This is a genomic window from Streptomyces sp. NPDC002566, assembly GCF_042889585.1.
Taxonomy (GTDB): Bacteria; Actinomycetota; Actinomycetes; order Streptomycetales; family Streptomycetaceae; genus Streptomyces.
The window spans coordinates 95,997-111,458 of sequence record NZ_JBIARD010000004.1; the positions used below are offsets into that span (position 1 = coordinate 95,997).

The window sequence follows — 15,462 nt, forward strand, 5'->3', positions numbered from 1 at the left end:
CAGTGCACGTCGACCGCCCGCACAGGGATGACGGTGCATCAGGCAGGGTGGCCGGCATGCGCCCGGGGCGGCATCCGATACGACGCACGGATAGTGTGCCGCTGGATGCAGCGTCGTCGTGAAAGGGCGGCGCCTGCATGACACGGGCGGGATGGATGAGAGCGCCTTCGGGGGAACGACCCCGGAAACCCCGCTGTGAGGGATCCGGTTCGGTTTCCGCCGGGTCGGTAGGTACCTGCAGGACCCGGTCGCGTTGGTCTGCGTCCGGATCTACTTCGCCCTCACTGCGACTCTCCAGGAACCATGTGACGTCGACAAGCAGCCCAGCAGGACTCCCGACTTCGCTTGATCGTCCCGGCGGCTCTGCTCGTGGTTGGGCAGTTCTAGAATCTTCACTCCCTCAACTCTCGTTCCAGCAAGGAAGTTCACATGGCCGGTCCCGATCTTCGCTCAGATGCCCCGAAGAAGGGTGACTGGGCTGCTCAGATCCGTAGCCTTCCCAGATGGCAAGGCATCCTCGCTGCCCTCCCCCTGGGGCTGCTCTTCGTCGGTGGGCTGATCGGCGGGCTCATCGGTGGGGTCGGCTTGGTCGCCAACCTCAAAATAGCCCGCAGCGCGCTCGCCCCCGCCTGGAAGGGTCTCTCCATGGTGGGCGTCATCGTCGGCGCCACACTCACTTACCTTCTTATCGCCGCTGCGTTGACGGGGGCGTTCTGACACCCCAGCCCATAGAGGGTCGTCAGTCGCGACTTACGGATGGGCGCCTTCCAGCCACTTCCCGTCGCGCATGATGACTCTGCCGCGGAGTTCCGGTTCGCCGCGCCAGGCGCGGACGCTCTTCGGCACCACGCGCATGTACAGGAAGGAACCTTCCTCCGCGCGCGGGTCCCAACCGAACTTGGCGGCGAACGCTTCGGCCGCGTCTCCGGGCACGTCCTGGTCGAGGAAGCATTCCGCCTCGCCCTGGAGAAGCACTACGTCGAAGGTGTCCGGCAGCGCCAGGCGCACGCGCGGCTCCTCGCGGACGTTCCGCGCCGTCGCGGAAGTGGCGCTGGTGCACATCCACACCGCTTGCCCGTCCCACATGAACCACAGCGGCACCTGGTGCGGCCCGTGATCGGGGTGTGCTGTCGACACCCATACATCCCGCTCGGTGACGAGCCGTTCCAGGGTGTCGCGTCTGCGCTCCGCCGTCTCGCGGCGAGCAATCCCCGTGCTCTGCATGAGTGCCGAACATAGTTGGCAGGCTCGATGCGCGCATGGGGCGAGGGACCTACGCCCGGGGGCGGATGGAGTCCCTAATCGGTCGGCAGCGACGCGGCCGGGCGGACGGCGGTGAAGTCGTGGGACTCGTCGCGGGTGGCGGAGAGCAGCAGCCACTCGTCGCAGCCCTGCCAGGGATAGAGGTCGGCGGCGCCTCCGCGCACCGCCCGCGGCCCGTCCCCCGTGCGGGGGCGGGCGTCCGCAGGCGCGTCCGTGAAGTGCGGGATCCACACGTCGGCGCAGATCTCGTTCGCCGACCCCATCGCCGCCAGCCCGAAGGCGTTCTCGGCCGCAGCGGTGCGCTCGTCGTCGGCGAAGTCGTCGAGCACCTGGTCCTCGTCCGGCTTCCCGTCCCCGCGGAAGGTCAGCGTGGTCGTGCCCGCCCGGGCGGCGTACTCCCACTCCACCTCGCTGGGCAGCCGGAAGGGCAACGCGTCGAGCAGGTCGTCCAGGTCGTCCTCGAACCGGGCCGTGCCCGAATCCGACTCGGTGTACGCGTCCTCGTACTCGGGCAGCCAGTGCCGTGCTTGCGCCACCGTAAGCGGATGCCTGGCTATCAGGAACGGCTCGACGTGCACTTCTCGCACCGGTCGGGCCTGGACAGCTTCGGCGAAGAACGCCTCAAGGTCGTCTTCGGCTCCGCCGGCCCGTTCAATGGCACGGACGGCGTCCAACTCCGCGTCGGACAGGCCCATCCGGAACGTCCCACCGGGAACAGCCCGAAAGACCACGCCGGAAGGGGTGTGCCGCCAAGCCGGTCGTCCGGCCACGATCTCCTGAGCCCACATGGTGCCGGACGCTAGCACCGCTCCCAAGGCGTGGATGTCCCCGGGGCGGTGGTGAAGATGACCGCGCTGCCAGCGCGTGCACCAGTGCCGGCTGGGGCCGCCACACCTGGGCCAGGACCGGTCCCAGCATCAGCGCCCGGTGCGGCGCCGTGCGCAGTCCCTCGTGCAGAGCGACCGCGTTCGCCTTGCGGTCGGCGAGTGCGTTGAGCATGCCGGTGTCGTACGGCCACACCCGTGCGCTTACTCCGTCGCTCTCGGCCAGCTGGCGCGTCGCGGCATGGACCAGGTGCGCCGAGACGTCCATGCCCGCCCGCTCCGCATGTCGCTCGATGCGTTCGGCTTCGTCCTTGCTCCGAGCTCGCTCGCCGTTCCCGGCTCGTGCCGCCCCGCCCCACCCCCCGACGTTTCCCCCCGCCCCCCACGGTTACCCAGAAAGCCTTGCGCGGGGGTGGGTCGAGGCGGAACGGAGTGGGTTCATGGGAAGCGTGAAGGTGTCCGACTACGTGCTGCAGCGGTTGCGGGAGTGGGATGTCGAGCATGTGTTCGGCTACGCGGGTGACGGCATCAACGGGCTGCTCGCCGCATGGGGGCGGGCCGACAACCAGCCGCGGTTCGTGCAGGCCCGGCACGAGGAGATGGCCGCCTTCCAGGCGGTGGGGTACGCCAAGTTCTCCGGGAAGGTCGGGGTGTGCGCCGCCACCTCCGGGCCCGGGGCCATTCATCTGCTCAACGGGCTCTACGACGCCAAGCTCGACCACGTTCCCGTCGTCGCGCTGGTCGGGCAGACCAACCGCAGCGCCATGGGCGGCTCCTACCAGCAGGAAGTCGACCTTCATAGCCTCTACAAGGACGTCGCCTCCGAGTTCTGCGAGACGGCGACGGTGCCGGAGCAGCTGCCCAACCTGATCGACCGCGCGATTCGGACCGCGTACGCCAAACGCACCGTCACCGCGATCATCCTCCCCGCCGATGTGCAGGAGCTGGACTACAGCCCGCCCACGCACGCCTTCAAGATGGTGCCCTCCAGCCTCGGGATGGGCCGCTACGCGCCCGTTCCCGCCGACGAGGACGTCCAGCGGGCCGCCGAGGTGCTGAACGCCGGCGAGAAGGTCGCCGTGCTCATCGGGCAGGGCGCGCGCGGGGCCCGCGCCGAGGTCGAGCAGCTCGCCGACGTGCTCGGCGCCGGTGTGGCCAAGGCCCTGCTGGGCAAGGACGCCCTCCCCGACGACCTGCCCTACGTCACCGGGTCCATCGGGCTGCTGGGCACGCGCCCCTCGCACGAGCTGATGCAGGGCTGCGACACGCTGCTGATGATCGGCTCCAGCTTCCCGTACACGCAGTTCATGCCGGAGCTGGACCAGGCGCGCGCCGTGCAGATCGACATCGATCCGCACATGATCGGCCTGCGCTACCCGTTCGAGGTGAACCTCGTCGGCGACTCCCGCGAGACGCTGCGCCGGCTGCTGCCCCTGCTGCGCCGCAAGGAGAACCGGGCCTGGCGGGAGAAGGTCGAGAAGAACGTCTCCCGCTGGTGGGAGGTCATGCAGCGGCGGGCGGCCGTGGACGCCGATCCGGTCAATCCCGAGTACGTGGTGCACGCCCTCGACGGCAAGCTGCCCGACGACGCCATCATCGCCGCCGACTCCGGCTCCTCCGCCAACTGGTACGCCCGTCATCTCCGGCTGCGCGGCCGGATGCGCGGTTCCCTCTCCGGGACGCTGGAGACGATGGGGCCCGGTGTGCCGTACGCGATCGGCGCGAAGTTCGCCCATCCGGACCGGCCTGCCATCGCCCTCGTCGGCGACGGCGCCATGCAGATGAACGGCATGATGGAGATGATCACGGCCGCCAAGTACTGGCGTGAGTGGTCCGATCCGCGGCTGGTCGTCGCCGTGCTGAACAACCAGGACCTCAACCAGGTCACCTGGGAGATGCGGGCCATGTCGGGCGCGCCGCAGTTCGAGGAGTCCCAGCACATCCCCGACCTTCCCTACGCCGAGATCGCCCAGCGCATGGGCCTGGACGGCGTGCGCGTGGAGAAGCCCGAGGGCGTCGAGGCGGCCTGGGACCGGGCCCTGTCGGCGGACCGGCCCTTCGTCATCGACTTCCGCACCGACCCCGCCGTCCCGCCGATCCCGCCGCACGCCTCCCTGGACCAGATCGAGGCCGCCGCCTCGGCGATCCTCCAAGGGGACAGCGACCGCGCGGGCATGGTCCGGCAGGGCATCAAGGCCAAGGTGCAGGAGATGCTCCCAGGCAGCCGGCACCGCGGCGACCGGCCCGGCGCCGGCAAGCACGACAGCGCCGAAAAGGACACGTGAGCGGGACCGATCCCGTGTCGGGGGCGCGCTTCGCCCGCGTACCGGTCGTACGCGGGCGATCCCGTCACTCCTCGGGGCGTTCCTGCGGCACCGCGTAGCCCGGGACGGACGGCCAGCGCACGGTCAGCACCACCGACTCCTCCTCGGCGACCCAGGAGTGGTCCACCCCGCGGCCCCAGACGACGTAGTCGCCCTGCTCCTCCAGCACCACGCTGCGTCCCGGGAACTCGACCCGGAACCGGCCGCTGACGAGCACCTGCAGCGCGGTGCGCTCCTCGCCCCGGACCCACTGCGCACGCCGGTCGCCCCGCGGGTGGACGCCCCACTTGATCTCGAGGTCGTCGCTGTGCCGGGGATCGCCGTCCGGCTTGAAGTGCCCGAGCAGCCAACCCCGGTCGACCGCGGCGTCCTTGCCGGCGTTGCCGACGTACACGTTGTCGTCCATGGGCGGCGGTCAGTCCCGGCGGGCCGCGTACGTCACGAACGCGGCCCATTCGGCCTCGGAGAAGGCGAGTTGAGCGCGGGCGGGGGCCTTTGAGTCGCGGATGTGGACCGTGCCGGGCGCCGCAGCGACCTCCAGGCACTCGCCGCCCTCGTTGCCGCTGTAGCTGCTCTTGATCCAGGCGTGGGGTGCGGGCTCAGCGGTGCTCATCGTTCTCCCAGCAAGCTCTCGATCAGGACAAGGGACTCCTGCATCGTAAGCGCCTGGGCCCTGATGCTCCCGTACCGCGCGGCAAGCATCCGCACCTCCTCGGGGTCCGTGATGAGACTACTGCTGCTCTGCGCCTCGGTGTACCCGACCTGCGGCTTCCCTTTGGGCGTCAGCAGCACGAACGGCCCGCCCATTCCCGCGTGTTCACTTCGCTCCGAGGGCATCACCTGGAGCTCGACACTGGGCAGCCGACCGAGCTTGAGCAGATGCTCCAGCTGCTCCCGGTGGATGTCCCAGCCGCCGAGGGGGCGTCGCAGCACCACCTCCTCGATCACCGCGGTCACCATGGGAAGGGGCCAGCGGGTCAGGATCTCCTGCCGGTCCACCCGGGAGGCCACGCGCTGCTCGATGGTGTCCTGGTCCAGCACCGGCTTGCGCATCACGTACAGCGCTCGGGTTCGTCGCTCGGTCTGCAACAGACCAGGCACGTCATGGTTGTTGTAGAAGTTGATCTCGACCGCGCTGCGCTCCAGCCGCGCATAGTCCTTGAACCACGCCGGATGCCGAACCCTCGCCTTCGCCTTGGCCCGCTCCACGTCCTCGATCAGCGCCTTCAACAGCCCGCCCGCGTCGAGGAGTTCGTCCGCCGCTTCCAGGAACTCCCGTTGAGGCGTCCGTACGCCCCTCTCCAGTGCGGAGATCAGGTCGGGGCCGTACCCGAGGCGGTCGCCCAACTCCTTCTGGGTCAGGCCGGCTCGCTCCCGCAGCAGCCTCAACTGCTTGCCGACGGCCCGGTTCAGGTCGTTGACCTGTTCGACCTCGTCGTAGGCCTCCTCGGTCCCCGTGCTTTCCACCTGCTCCGACAAGGTCACCGCGACCCCTCACTCTCCGTCCGAAGGATCCCCACGCCGCGTACAGAGTAGAGCCGAGCGAACACTCAGCGTGACGTGAATCGGGAAAGAGCGCCGACGGTGTCGTCCCGGCCACGGGTTGGTTGCGACAAGGGCTTTCCAGGGACGGGGAGTTGGGGAGCGGGGAGCATCCGGGGCATGGAACGGGACCGGTACGTGGACTTTCTGCGGGCGTGGGCCATCGTGCTCGTCGTGCTCGGGCACTGGGTGATCACCGGGTTGGTCCGGCAGCCGGACGGGGCGATCACCGCGCCGGAGTTGCTGGCGACCGTGCCGTGGACCCAGTGGCTGACGCTGGGGTTCCAGATCATGCCGCTGTTCTTCTTCGCCGGCGGCTGTGCGGCGGGCGGGTCCTGGGCTCGGGCGCGGGAGCGGGGGGCCACCGTCGCGGAGTGGGTGGGGCGGCGGGCGGTGCGGCTGCTGCTGCCGACCGGCGTCTACAGCGGGCTCGTGCTCGTCGCCGTCGCGGTGTGCGCCGCGCTCGGCGTGGATCCGGTCACGCTGGCGCTGGTGGGATGGGCGCTGGCCATGCAGTTCTGGTTCCTGCCGGTGTATCTGCTGGTCAGCGCGCTGACTCCGGCGCTGTACGCCCTGCATCTGCGGTGGGGTCCGCTCGCTCCGGCGGGGACGGCCGGTCTGGCGCTGCTCGTCGGGGTGCTGGATCTCGCGGCGGGAGTGCCGTACGTCGGGGCCCTCGACTACGTGCTCGTGTGGGGTGTGGTCTACCAGCTCGGGTTCTGCCTGCGGGACGGGCTGGTGGCCGGCGGGAGCCGGCGGGTGGCGGTGGCGATGACCGTCGGGGGGTGGTCCGCGTTCGCCGCGCTCGTCGGGTTCGGTCCGTTCCCGGTCAGTCTGATCCTGGTGACGGGACAGGATCCGAGCAACACGAACCCGCCCTCGGCGGCCATGCTGGCGTGGGCGGTCGGGCAGGTCGGCGCGTGTCTGCTCGTCGCGCCGGTGATGCGGCGGCTGCTGGAGCGGGAGCGGCTGTGGCGGGCGGTGCGGGCGACGGGGGCCGTCAGCATGACGCTGTACCTGTGGCACATGGTGCCGGTGCTGGTGATCGCCGCCGCCTTCTATCTGACCGGGCTCGCCCCGCAGCCCGCTTTCGGTTCGGCGGCGTGGTGGGGGTGGCGGGGGCCCTGGCTGCTGGTGCTGGTGGTGGTGCTGGTGGGCGTGGTGCGGCTGCTCGTCCCCCTGGAGCGCAGGCTGGCCTCACTGGAGCGCCGGCTGACCTCACGGGAGCTCCGGGCGGCCTCACGGGAGCTCCGGGCGGCCTCACCGGAGCGCCGGGCGGCCTCACCGGAGCGCCGGGCAGCCTCACCGGAGCGCCGGGCAGCCTCACCGGAGGCCGGCGGGCCTCGCGCCGCCGCCGGGCCCCGGCGGGCCTGGCGGCTCTGGGCCGGTCTCGGCCTGAGCGTCTGGGCGTTGACGTACTTCGCGGGGCACGGGTTCGCGTACGGGGGGAGGTTCCCGCTGTGGGGCGCGGCGGGGCTGTCCGTGGGGGCGGTGCTGGTGCTGACAGCCGGGGGCGGGGTGACGGGGGTGCGGGGGCGGACCGCACAAGGACGGGCGCAAGGGCTGGAGGAGGCCGCGTGACCTCGGGTGGGGCCCGGCCCCGCCGACGGGGCCAGGTCACGCCGTGCGTTTGCGGCCCGCCGCCTTCTTCGCCGTCGACGTCGTCTTCTTCGCCGCCGTCTTCTTGGCGGCCGCGCTCTTCGCCGTCGACGTGGACTTCTTCGCTCCGCCGGCGGCCTGGGCCGACTTGGTCTGCTTCGCGGCCGCCGTCTTCTTGGCCGCCGTCGTCTTCTTCGCCGTCGACGTCGACTTCTTGCCGCCCGTCTGCTTCGGCGCCGTACGGGCCGACTTCCCCGGCGGCAGGTGTCTGACCTCGGCCTTCTCGGTCGCGGTCGACTCGCCCCGGGACTCCTTCGCCGCCCGCACGCTGTTCTCCAGGGCCGCCATCAGGTCCAGCACCCGGCCGCCGGTCTCGGGAGCGGGGGCCTCGGGCGGGGTCTCGCCCGCGGCCTTCGCGGCGACGACCTCCTCGATCGCCTCGCGGTACTCGTCGTGCAGGTCGGCGAGGTCGACCTCGCCGAGGGTGTCCATCAGCGCGTCCGCGAGGTCGAGTTCCTTGTCGCGGACGGTGACGGAGGTGTCCGGGGCGACGCCCTCCGGGGCGCGGACCTCGTCCGGCCACAGCAGGCCGTGCATGGCGATGGCGTCGCCGACCACGCGGAGCATGCCCAGCCGCTCCCGCCCGCGCAGCGCGTACTTGGCGATCGCCACCTTGTGGCTGCGCTTGAGCGCCTCCCGGAGCAGGGTGTACGGCTTGGCGGCCGGGGCGCCGCCCGCCTGGAGGTAGTACGCGGCGTCCATCTGGAGCGGGTCGATCCGGTCGGCCGGCACGAAGGCGACGATCTCGATCGTCTTCGCCGTCGGGATGGGCAGGTGGGCCAGGTCCTCGTCGGTGATCGGGATGATCGTGCCGTCCGCGTCCTCGTACCCCTTGCCGATCTCGCCCTGGCTCACCTCGCGGTCCTCCAGTTCGCACACCTTGCGGTAGCGGATCCGGCCGCCGTCCTCCGTGTGGATCTGGCGGAAGGAGATGGAGTGGCTCTCGGTGGCGTTCACCAGCTTGATGGGGATGCTGACGAGTCCGAAGGAGATGGCGCCGTTCCAGATGGATCGCACGTGCAGCACCTTCCTGACGGGCGCGAGGTGCACCGCCTGCCTGTACCGATATGTACCGGTTTCGTGTGATTCTCATGGTATGACGCCGATCACAGAGGTGGAGGGGCGACGGCTGGCGCTCAGCAACCTGGACAAGGTGCTGTATCCGGCGACCGGTTTCACCAAGGGCGAGGTGCTGCACTACTACGCCACGGTCGCCGGGGCCCTGCTGCCCCATCTGCGCGACCGGCCGGTGTCCTTCCTGCGCTACCCGGACGGGCCCGACGGACAGCTGTTCTTCGCCAAGAACGTGCCGCCGGGCACCCCCGAGTGGGTCGCCACGGCGCGGGTGCCCCGGGCGGAGGGGCCGGCGCGGATGGTGCTCGTGCAGGACCTGGCGAGCCTGATGTGGGCGGCGAACCTCGTCACCGAGTTCCATACGCCCCAGTGGGTGATCCAGGACCCCGGGGAGGCCGACCGGATCGTCTTCGACCTCGATCCCGGCGCGCCCGCGACCGTGGTCGAGTGCTGCGAGGTCGCGCTGTGGCTGCGGGAGCGGCTGGCGCGGGACGGGATCGAGGCGTACGCCAAGACGTCGGGGTCGAAGGGGCTGCACCTGGTGGCGTCGGTGCGGGGGGCGTCGTCCGAACGGGTCACGGAGTACGCCAAGCGGCTCGCGGTGGAGGCGGAGCGGGAGATGCCCCGGCTGGTGGTGCACCGGATGACGCGGAGTCTGCGCCCGGGGAAGGTGTTCGTGGACTGGAGCCAGAACGCGGCCCGCAAGACCACGGCCACGCCGTACACGTTGCGGGCGCGGGCGGAGCCGACGGTGTCCGCGCCGGTGGGGTGGGAGGAGGTGGAGGCGTGCGGGCGGCCGGAGGAGCTGGTGTTCCGGGCGGAGGACGTGAGCGCGCGGGTCCGTGAGCACGGGGATCTGCTGGGGCCGCTGTTCGAGGCGGGGGCGGCGGAGGTGCCCTGAGCGGGGGCCGGGGTGGCTGGGGCCGGCGTGGGCGGGGTGCCGTCGCGACCGCCCGTGCCGCCTGCGGCACGACAGCCCCCGAGTGCGCGGCTGCGCGGGTGCTTCAGGTCCAGGTGGGTCTGGCCCGGGCCATGGCGTGCAGGGCCTCGATGTCCGCCGGTTTCAGGGTCGCGCCGGTGCGGGTCAGGCTCCGCAGTTCCGTGGCGGTCAGGACGCGGACCTGTCTCGGGGGTGTGGTGACGCGGACGTCCGCCGGTTCGACCAGCGCGAGGACCGGGCGGACCTCCGCCGTCAGGGCGTGGGAGGCGCGGTCGGCGTCGGCGCGGACGCGGCGCAGCAGGGGCCGCGGGTCGCGCCGGCCCACGGCGACCTCCGGGTCGGCGACGAGCACGCGCTGCCGGCGGGCATACAGCGCGTGGACGGCGAAGAGGCCGCCGGGGCCGATGACGAGGTGGTGGATGCGGTCGCCGCCGGGCAGCGGGACGGAGTGCAGGGTGTGCCAGCCCGCGCCGTCCAGCCGGTCCAGCGCGTCGCCGACGGCCTGCTCGGCGGCGAGCGCGCGCCGGCGCGGGTCGGGCCGCAGCCGGTGGGCGGGGCCGGGGTCGCGGTCGAGGTCGATGAGCAGGGCCTCGCCGGGCCGGTTGGGGGCCAGGTCGTCGTCGGGCGGCAGGGCGAGGCGGGCCAGCTCGGCGGGGGTGGGGACCGGGGGCGGGCCCACGGTGACCGAGCCGCTCAGGAAGGGGCCGAGCACCTCCAGGACGTCCTCGCGGCGGTCGTCGGCGAGGACGTTCACCCGGCCGGCCTCACGGTCGTACCAGGCGATGTTCCGGCCGTCGGCCAGGCAGACGTAGAGCCGCTCCCGGCCGTGCCGCCAGGTCGGTACGACACGCAGTCCGCTCATGCACCATCACCCCATGACCATGGGAACAGGAGGGGCGCTTCAGGGGCAAGAAGGCGCATACCTCCGGGCGGGGCGGGGCAGTCACCCGTGACGGGACGGAGCGAGGTTGGGGAGGCGTCGTTGCGGACCCGCAGGAACCAGTCCGGAGTGCCTTCGCCGGACGCCCCGTGGAACGAGATCGTGCCCGGTCTGTGGATGGGCGGGCACGAGTTCCGCGGGCGTGCCGGGCAACGGCAGTTCGCGGTGGTGCGGGACGAGTTCGATCTCGTCCAGACGCTGCTGCGGCTGCCCGGACACGGCCCGGACCCGGGTGTCGCGCACCAGGTGTGGCCGATCCCCGACGGGCCGCTGGACGGCACCCAGCTCGCCGGGGTGATGCGGCTGGCTCAGGCGGCGTGCGAGGCGCTGGACGGCGGGCGTACGGTCCTCGTCCGCTGCTGGCACGGCTACAACCGGTCGGGGCTGGTCGTCGCGCACGCTCTGATGCTGCGGGGGGAGCCGGCCGATGCGGCGATCCGGCTGATACGGTCGCGGCGCTCGCCGTGGGCTCTGCACAACGAGCTGTTCGTCGAGTACCTCAAGGCGGGGCTGTCGACCGCTCGTCTGTTGGAGGAGCTCGCCGAGTAATCGTTTCTCCGGCGGCGCCTCAGGCGACTCCAGCGGCAGCGCCCGCCGAAGGTCTCCCACACGTTCGTACGAATAATACGAATAAGGTGGACGGGGCATCACCGCATGATCACAGGAGCCCCGTGTCCCTCAGACGTCCCGCTCTCGCCGTCGCGTCCGTCGCCCTGCTGGCGTCGGTCACCGCGGCCTGCGGCGACGCCGGCGGGCTGCGCGGCGCGGGCGCGACGCCGACCGCCATCAGCCCGGCCCGGCTCTGGCCGACGCTGAAGCCGGCGTCCAGTCCCGCCTGGGCCATAGACGAGGCGGACACCGAGACGATCAAGGGCGTGGCCGTGCCCCACGGCGACATCCGCGAGGTGGACCCGGTCGCCGTCGTCCGCGCCGAGATCGCCGCGCATCCCGGCGAGTACCAGGGCGACTCGGCGTCCTACCGCGGGACCACCGCCCGGATGGCCGACTGCGCCGACCGCGCGGGGGGCGCGAGCGACGCCGCGAGTCGCTGCCCTGTCCTCGCGCCCTACTACCGCGACCTCACCGGCGACGGCCGCCCCGAGCTGACCCTCGGCTTCCGGCTGCTGCCGGGCGACCTGACCGCCGTACGCGTGTACACCGTCGAGCGGGACCGGCTGGTGCGGGTGATGGCGTGGGAGGACGCGGTGAGCGCGGTCGAGCTGGCCGGGCGGTCGGTGATCATCCGCTCGCCCTCCGACCTCGCCGACTACGAGTACCGGCTCCAGTGGACCTGGGACCCGGAGCAGAAGGCGATGCTCCTCACCCACGACGAGATGCTGCGGTCCGACGGCGCGAAGCGCACCCCCGGCACCCGCGCGCACAAGTCGCCCGCCTCGTCGGCTTCGCCGTCGACGTCCGTGCCCTCCGGGCAGCCCGCGCCCGGCGTCACCCCGCCGGCGTCCGCGTCCTCCTCGGCGAGCGGGCGATGAGACCCCTGCTCCCCCAGTGGGCCGGCACGCTGGCGGTGAAGGCGGCCGTCTTCATCACGGTGATGTGCTGCGCGCTGGCCGCGCTGCTCGGCGTCCTGGTGCACGTGCAGGTCACCGACCAGACCGTGGGGCAGGCCCGCGACCTGGCGCTGTCCCGGCTGACGGACGCCACGGCGGCGTACGAGGCCGGGGACGCGCTGCGGCCGGGGGCCGGGGTGGACCCGGCGGGCCTGCCCACCGCGCTGCGGGAGCTCGCGGCGCACGGGGAGCGCGGCACGATGGTCGCCGTCCACCGGGGCCGCCCGGTGATGTGGGCGGCGGGCCCGGCCGACGGCGGGCGGACACTGGCCGTGGCCGTCGACTACAACCAGCAGGCGCGCACGATCGAAGGGCTGGACAACGCGATCCTGTGGTCGTCGGTGCCGGCGATCGGGGCGACGCTGCTGGTCGGCGCGTTCGCCGTGAGCCGGGTGACCCGGCGGCTGCACACCACCGCCCGGGTGGCCAGGCGGATCAGCGCCGGCGATCTGGACGCGCGCGTGGACGACGCGCGGACGAAGGACCCGACGCGCCCGCAGGACGAGGTGGCCGCCGTGGCCGTCGCGCTGGACTCGATGGCGTCCTCGCTCCAGGGCAAGCTCCAGAGCGAGCAGCGGTTCACCGCCGACGTCGCGCACGAGCTGCGCACCCCGCTCACCGGTCTGCACGCGGCGGCCGAGTTGCTGCCGCCGGGCCGGCCGACGGAGCTGGTGCGCGACCGCGTGGCGGCGCTGCGCACGCTCACCGAGGATCTGCTGGAGATCTCCCGGCTGGACATCGGGCGGGAGCGGCTGGAGCTGGACGCCGAGGAACTGGGCGCGGTGGCCGGGCGGGTGGTGCGGGCGTCGGGGGCGCGCACCGAGGTCAGGGTGGTCCACGACGCGCGCGTGGAGACCGACCGGCGGCGGCTGGAGCGGGTGCTGGGCAACCTCGTCGCCAACGCGCACCGGCACGGCCGGGCTCCGGTGGAGCTGTCGGTGGACGGCCCGGTGGTGACCGTCCGGGACCACGGTCAGGGCTATCCGGAGTACCTGTTGGCGCACGGGCCGCAGCGGTTCCGTACGGAGGGCGGCGCGAAGGGGCACGGGCTGGGGCTGACCATCGCGGTGGGCCAGGCGGAGGTGCTGGGCGCGCGGCTGACGTTCGCGAACGCGCCGGACGGCGGAGCGGTGGCCACGCTGACGCTGCCTCAGAGCCCTCCGGGCGGTCTCCCCGATGGCGCAGCGTGACGGGCGAGCCCCGTGCGTCGCTCCTAATGTGGCGATAAGTCAGCTTCGCCGCCTTCATGGAGGTACCCGATGTCCCTGCGCACCGCCTTCACCCGTCTGGCCATAGTGACCGCCGCAGGCGCCCTCGCCACCGCCGCCGTCGTCACCCCGGCCGGCGCGGACGACGGCTTCGGCTCGGCCTCCGACACCGGTTCTGGCTTCGCGTCGAACAGGGGAGGCTTCGACGGCGGCGGAAACGGTGGCACCGCGGGGAACGCAGGGAACGGTGGCGGAGGGCGGGGCGACAACGGGAACGGGAACGGGAACGGCAACAACCAAGGCGGCCGTGGCGACGGCAACGGCAACGGTCAGGGCGGCCGTGGTGACGGCAACGATCAAGGCGGCCAGGGCAACAACAACGGCGGCAACAACCAGGGCGGCCAAGGCAACAACAACGGGCACGGCAACAACCAGGGCAACCAGGCCGGCGGACACCGCTTCACCCGAGGCGTCGTCACCATCAGCCAGCTCCTCCTGCACAGCGCCCCGACCCGCGGCAGCCAGGTGATCCGGGTCGCCCGCCGCGGCCAGGTCGTCTCCATCTACTGCAAGACCGTCGGCCAGCCCGTCCAGGGCAACCGCTACTGGTACCTGCTCACCGACGGCACCTGGGCCTGGGGCGCCGCCCGCTACATCGACACCCGCGGCTCGTCGCCGCGCTGGTGCTGAACCGAAGATCAGTTCAAGGCTCACAAGGAGCCCCATTTGGGTAAGTTCCGGACATGACGCGAGCCGGAGCCGAAGCCATCGCGCCGGCGGCTGACGCCCCGGCCCCCGCCGCACGCCTCGCCCGGCGTCGCGGGGTCGAACTCACGCTCATCCTGATGGCCGTCCTGCTCTCGGTCTACGGCTACTGCGCCGTGGGCCTCGCCAGGACCGGGGCCGTCCCGCCCGGCGCCGCCGGCTACGGCGCCGGGCTCGGCGTGCTGGCACTGCTGGCGCACGGGGCCGTCCGGATGCGCGCCCCCTACGCCGATCCCCTCCTGCTGCCCATCGGCGTGCTGCTCAACGGGATCGGCCTGGTGCTGATCTACCGGCTTGACCTGGAGACACCCGGCGACCGGGCGGCCCCGACGCAACTGGTGTGGTCCACACTCGGCGTGGCGCTGTTCGCCTTCGTGGTGGCCGCGCTGCGCGACCACCGGGTGCTCCAGCGGTACGCGTACGTGAGCGTGGTCGGCGCGCTGGCCCTGCTGACCCTGCCGATCCTCTTCCCGGCGGTCAACGGGGCCCGCATCTGGATCCGGATCGCCGGGTTCTCCATCCAGCCGGGCGAGTTCGCGAAGGTGCTGCTCGCGGTGTTCTTCGCCGCGTACCTGGCCGCCAACCGCACGGCGCTCGCGTACGCGGGGCGCAGGATCTGGTTCGTGCAGCTGCCCGCGGGGCGGGTTCTCGGCCCGGTCGTCGCGATCTGGCTGCTGAGCGTGGTCGTACTCGTCCTGGAACGCGATCTGGGCACCTCGCTGCTCTTCTTCGGCCTGTTCGTCGTCATGCTGTACGTCGCCACGGGCCGCACCGGGTGGATCGCGGTGGGGCTGCTGCTGGCCGCGCTCGGCGCGGTCGCCGTCGGCTGGCTGGAGCCGCACGTGCACAGCCGTGTCGAGGACTGGCTGCACCCCTTCGCGTCGATCGAGGCGGGCCGGGGGCCCAACCAACTCGCCCAGTCCCTCTTCGCGTTCGCGGCCGGCGGGCTGCTGGGCACCGGTCTCGGCCTCGGCCACTCCACCCTGATCGGGTTCGCCGTGAAGTCGGACTTCGTCCTCGCGACGGCCGGCGAGGAACTGGGCCTGGCGGGACTGTCCGCGCTGTTCCTGCTGTACGGCCTGCTGGTGGAGCGCGGCTACCGGGCCGGCCTGGCCCTGCGCGACCCGTTCGGCCGGCTGCTGGCGATCGGCCTCGCCTCGATCGTCGCGCTCCAGGTGTTCGTGATCGCGGGCGGGGTGACCGGGTTGATCCCGCTGACAGGCATGGCGATGCCGTTCCTGGCGCAGGGCGGCTCCTCGGTCGTCACCAACTGGGCGATCGTGGCGCTGCTGATCCGGGTGAGCGACTCGGCGCGGCGGCAGTACGACGGGAAGGCGGCGCCGTGAACCTGAGCG

16 protein-coding genes are annotated in these 15,462 nt (G+C 72.1%); 9 read left to right on the forward strand and 7 right to left on the reverse strand.

Translation table 11 applies throughout. From position 1 onward, the window contains the following. Positions 1-429: 429 nt before the first annotated feature. Positions 430-717, forward strand: a complete 288-nt coding sequence (locus ACFYXA_RS17635) for a hypothetical protein (protein WP_389033613.1) — start codon at positions 430-432, stop codon at positions 715-717. A gap of 33 nt (positions 718-750) precedes the next feature. Here the strand turns inward: ACFYXA_RS17635 and ACFYXA_RS17640 are convergent, their stop codons facing one another. Next, a complete protein-coding gene (locus ACFYXA_RS17640) occupies positions 751-1,224 on the reverse strand; it encodes a pyridoxamine 5'-phosphate oxidase family protein (protein ID WP_389033616.1) in 474 nt (157 codons plus the stop codon). A gap of 74 nt (positions 1,225-1,298) precedes the next feature. Then, positions 1,299-1,958 carry a formylglycine-generating enzyme family protein gene (locus ACFYXA_RS17645; RefSeq protein WP_389033619.1) on the reverse strand — a complete coding sequence of 220 codons (660 nt, stop codon included), beginning with the start codon at positions 1,956-1,958 and terminating at the stop codon, positions 1,299-1,301. A gap of 569 nt (positions 1,959-2,527) precedes the next feature. Between ACFYXA_RS17645 and ACFYXA_RS17650 the strand changes: the two genes are divergently transcribed. Next, a complete protein-coding gene (locus ACFYXA_RS17650; protein ID WP_389033622.1) occupies positions 2,528-4,372 on the forward strand; it encodes a thiamine pyrophosphate-requiring protein in 1,845 nt (614 codons plus the stop codon). Between the two features lie 64 nt (positions 4,373-4,436). Here ACFYXA_RS17650 and ACFYXA_RS17655 read toward each other — a convergent pair whose 3' ends face one another. From ACFYXA_RS17655 to ACFYXA_RS17665, 3 genes are read right to left on the reverse strand one after another with little or no spacing between them, the layout of a single operon-like run. Beyond that, a complete protein-coding gene (locus ACFYXA_RS17655; protein WP_352249283.1) occupies positions 4,437-4,817 on the reverse strand; it encodes a signal peptidase I in 381 nt (126 codons plus the stop codon). Positions 4,818-4,826: 9 nt separating this feature from the next. Beyond that, a complete protein-coding gene (locus tag ACFYXA_RS17660; RefSeq protein ID WP_389033625.1) occupies positions 4,827-5,024 on the reverse strand; it encodes a DUF397 domain-containing protein in 198 nt (65 codons plus the stop codon). Further along, a complete protein-coding gene (locus tag ACFYXA_RS17665; protein ID WP_389035043.1) occupies positions 5,021-5,890 on the reverse strand; it encodes a helix-turn-helix domain-containing protein in 870 nt (289 codons plus the stop codon). The genes ACFYXA_RS17660 and ACFYXA_RS17665 overlap by 4 nt, the downstream gene beginning before the upstream one ends. A 183-nt stretch (positions 5,891-6,073) precedes the next feature. Here ACFYXA_RS17665 and ACFYXA_RS17670 point away from each other — a divergent pair, with 183 nt between their 5' ends. Beyond that, positions 6,074-7,534 carry an acyltransferase gene (locus ACFYXA_RS17670; protein WP_389033628.1) on the forward strand — a complete coding sequence of 487 codons (1,461 nt, stop codon included), beginning with the start codon at positions 6,074-6,076 and terminating at the stop codon, positions 7,532-7,534. A gap of 36 nt (positions 7,535-7,570) precedes the next feature. On the opposite strand, the gene ACFYXA_RS17675 is transcribed toward ACFYXA_RS17670, so the two are convergent. Continuing rightward, positions 7,571-8,629, reverse strand: coding sequence for a Ku protein (locus ACFYXA_RS17675; protein ID WP_389033631.1), 1,059 nt, complete (start codon positions 8,627-8,629; stop codon positions 7,571-7,573). 79 nt (positions 8,630-8,708) lie between these two features. Between ACFYXA_RS17675 and ligD the strand changes: the two genes are divergently transcribed. Further along, entirely contained in the window at positions 8,709-9,587 is an 879-nt protein-coding gene (ligD, locus tag ACFYXA_RS17680) for a non-homologous end-joining DNA ligase (RefSeq protein ID WP_352249291.1), read from the forward strand. 103 nt (positions 9,588-9,690) lie between these two features. Here the strand turns inward: ligD and ACFYXA_RS17685 are convergent, their stop codons facing one another. After that, the gene (locus ACFYXA_RS17685; protein WP_389033634.1) at positions 9,691-10,488 is read right to left on the reverse strand and encodes a nuclease-related domain-containing protein; all 798 of its coding nucleotides are present in this window, start codon (positions 10,486-10,488) and stop codon (positions 9,691-9,693) included. A 120-nt stretch (positions 10,489-10,608) separates the two neighbouring features. Between ACFYXA_RS17685 and ACFYXA_RS17690 the strand changes: the two genes are divergently transcribed. The 5 genes from ACFYXA_RS17690 to ACFYXA_RS17710 all read left to right on the forward strand — a co-directional run bounded on the left by ACFYXA_RS17690 (position 10,609) and on the right by ACFYXA_RS17710 (position 15,453). Further along, the gene (locus tag ACFYXA_RS17690) at positions 10,609-11,115 is read left to right on the forward strand and encodes a protein phosphatase (RefSeq protein WP_389033637.1); all 507 of its coding nucleotides are present in this window, start codon (positions 10,609-10,611) and stop codon (positions 11,113-11,115) included. Positions 11,116-11,237: 122 nt separating this feature from the next. Beyond that, complete coding sequence (locus ACFYXA_RS17695; protein ID WP_389033640.1) at positions 11,238-12,056, forward strand: hypothetical protein; 819 nt, start codon at positions 11,238-11,240, stop codon at positions 12,054-12,056. Beyond that, the gene (locus ACFYXA_RS17700; RefSeq protein ID WP_352249299.1) at positions 12,053-13,324 is read left to right on the forward strand and encodes an ATP-binding protein; all 1,272 of its coding nucleotides are present in this window, start codon (positions 12,053-12,055) and stop codon (positions 13,322-13,324) included. Before ACFYXA_RS17695 ends, ACFYXA_RS17700 begins: the two co-directional genes overlap by 4 nt. A 69-nt stretch (positions 13,325-13,393) precedes the next feature. Then, complete coding sequence (locus ACFYXA_RS17705; protein WP_389033644.1) at positions 13,394-14,032, forward strand: SH3 domain-containing protein; 639 nt, start codon at positions 13,394-13,396, stop codon at positions 14,030-14,032. A gap of 53 nt (positions 14,033-14,085) precedes the next feature. Next, complete coding sequence (locus tag ACFYXA_RS17710; protein ID WP_352249303.1) at positions 14,086-15,453, forward strand: FtsW/RodA/SpoVE family cell cycle protein; 1,368 nt, start codon at positions 14,086-14,088, stop codon at positions 15,451-15,453. Positions 15,454-15,462: the final 9 nt, after the last annotated feature.

Bases quoted from the DNA above. Each gene is read 5' to 3' on its own strand.
- ACFYXA_RS17635 (WP_389033613.1), top strand. From the start codon at position 430: ATGGCCGGTCCCGATCTTCGCTCAGATGCCCCGAAGAAGGGTGACTGG.
- ACFYXA_RS17640 (WP_389033616.1), bottom strand. From the start codon at position 1,224: ATGCAGAGCACGGGGATTGCTCGCCGCGAGACGGCGGAGCGCAGACGC.
- ACFYXA_RS17645 (WP_389033619.1), bottom strand. From the start codon at position 1,958: ATGGGCCTGTCCGACGCGGAGTTGGACGCCGTCCGTGCCATTGAACGG.
- ACFYXA_RS17650 (WP_389033622.1), top strand. From the start codon at position 2,528: ATGGGAAGCGTGAAGGTGTCCGACTACGTGCTGCAGCGGTTGCGGGAG.
- ACFYXA_RS17655 (WP_352249283.1), bottom strand. From the start codon at position 4,817: ATGGACGACAACGTGTACGTCGGCAACGCCGGCAAGGACGCCGCGGTC.
- ACFYXA_RS17660 (WP_389033625.1), bottom strand. From the start codon at position 5,024: ATGAGCACCGCTGAGCCCGCACCCCACGCCTGGATCAAGAGCAGCTAC.
- ACFYXA_RS17670 (WP_389033628.1), top strand. From the start codon at position 6,074: ATGGAACGGGACCGGTACGTGGACTTTCTGCGGGCGTGGGCCATCGTG.
- ligD (WP_352249291.1), top strand. From the start codon at position 8,709: ATGACGCCGATCACAGAGGTGGAGGGGCGACGGCTGGCGCTCAGCAAC.
- ACFYXA_RS17685 (WP_389033634.1), bottom strand. From the start codon at position 10,488: ATGAGCGGACTGCGTGTCGTACCGACCTGGCGGCACGGCCGGGAGCGG.
- ACFYXA_RS17700 (WP_352249299.1), top strand. From the start codon at position 12,053: ATGAGACCCCTGCTCCCCCAGTGGGCCGGCACGCTGGCGGTGAAGGCG.
- ACFYXA_RS17705 (WP_389033644.1), top strand. From the start codon at position 13,394: ATGTCCCTGCGCACCGCCTTCACCCGTCTGGCCATAGTGACCGCCGCA.
- ACFYXA_RS17710 (WP_352249303.1), top strand. From the start codon at position 14,086: ATGACGCGAGCCGGAGCCGAAGCCATCGCGCCGGCGGCTGACGCCCCG.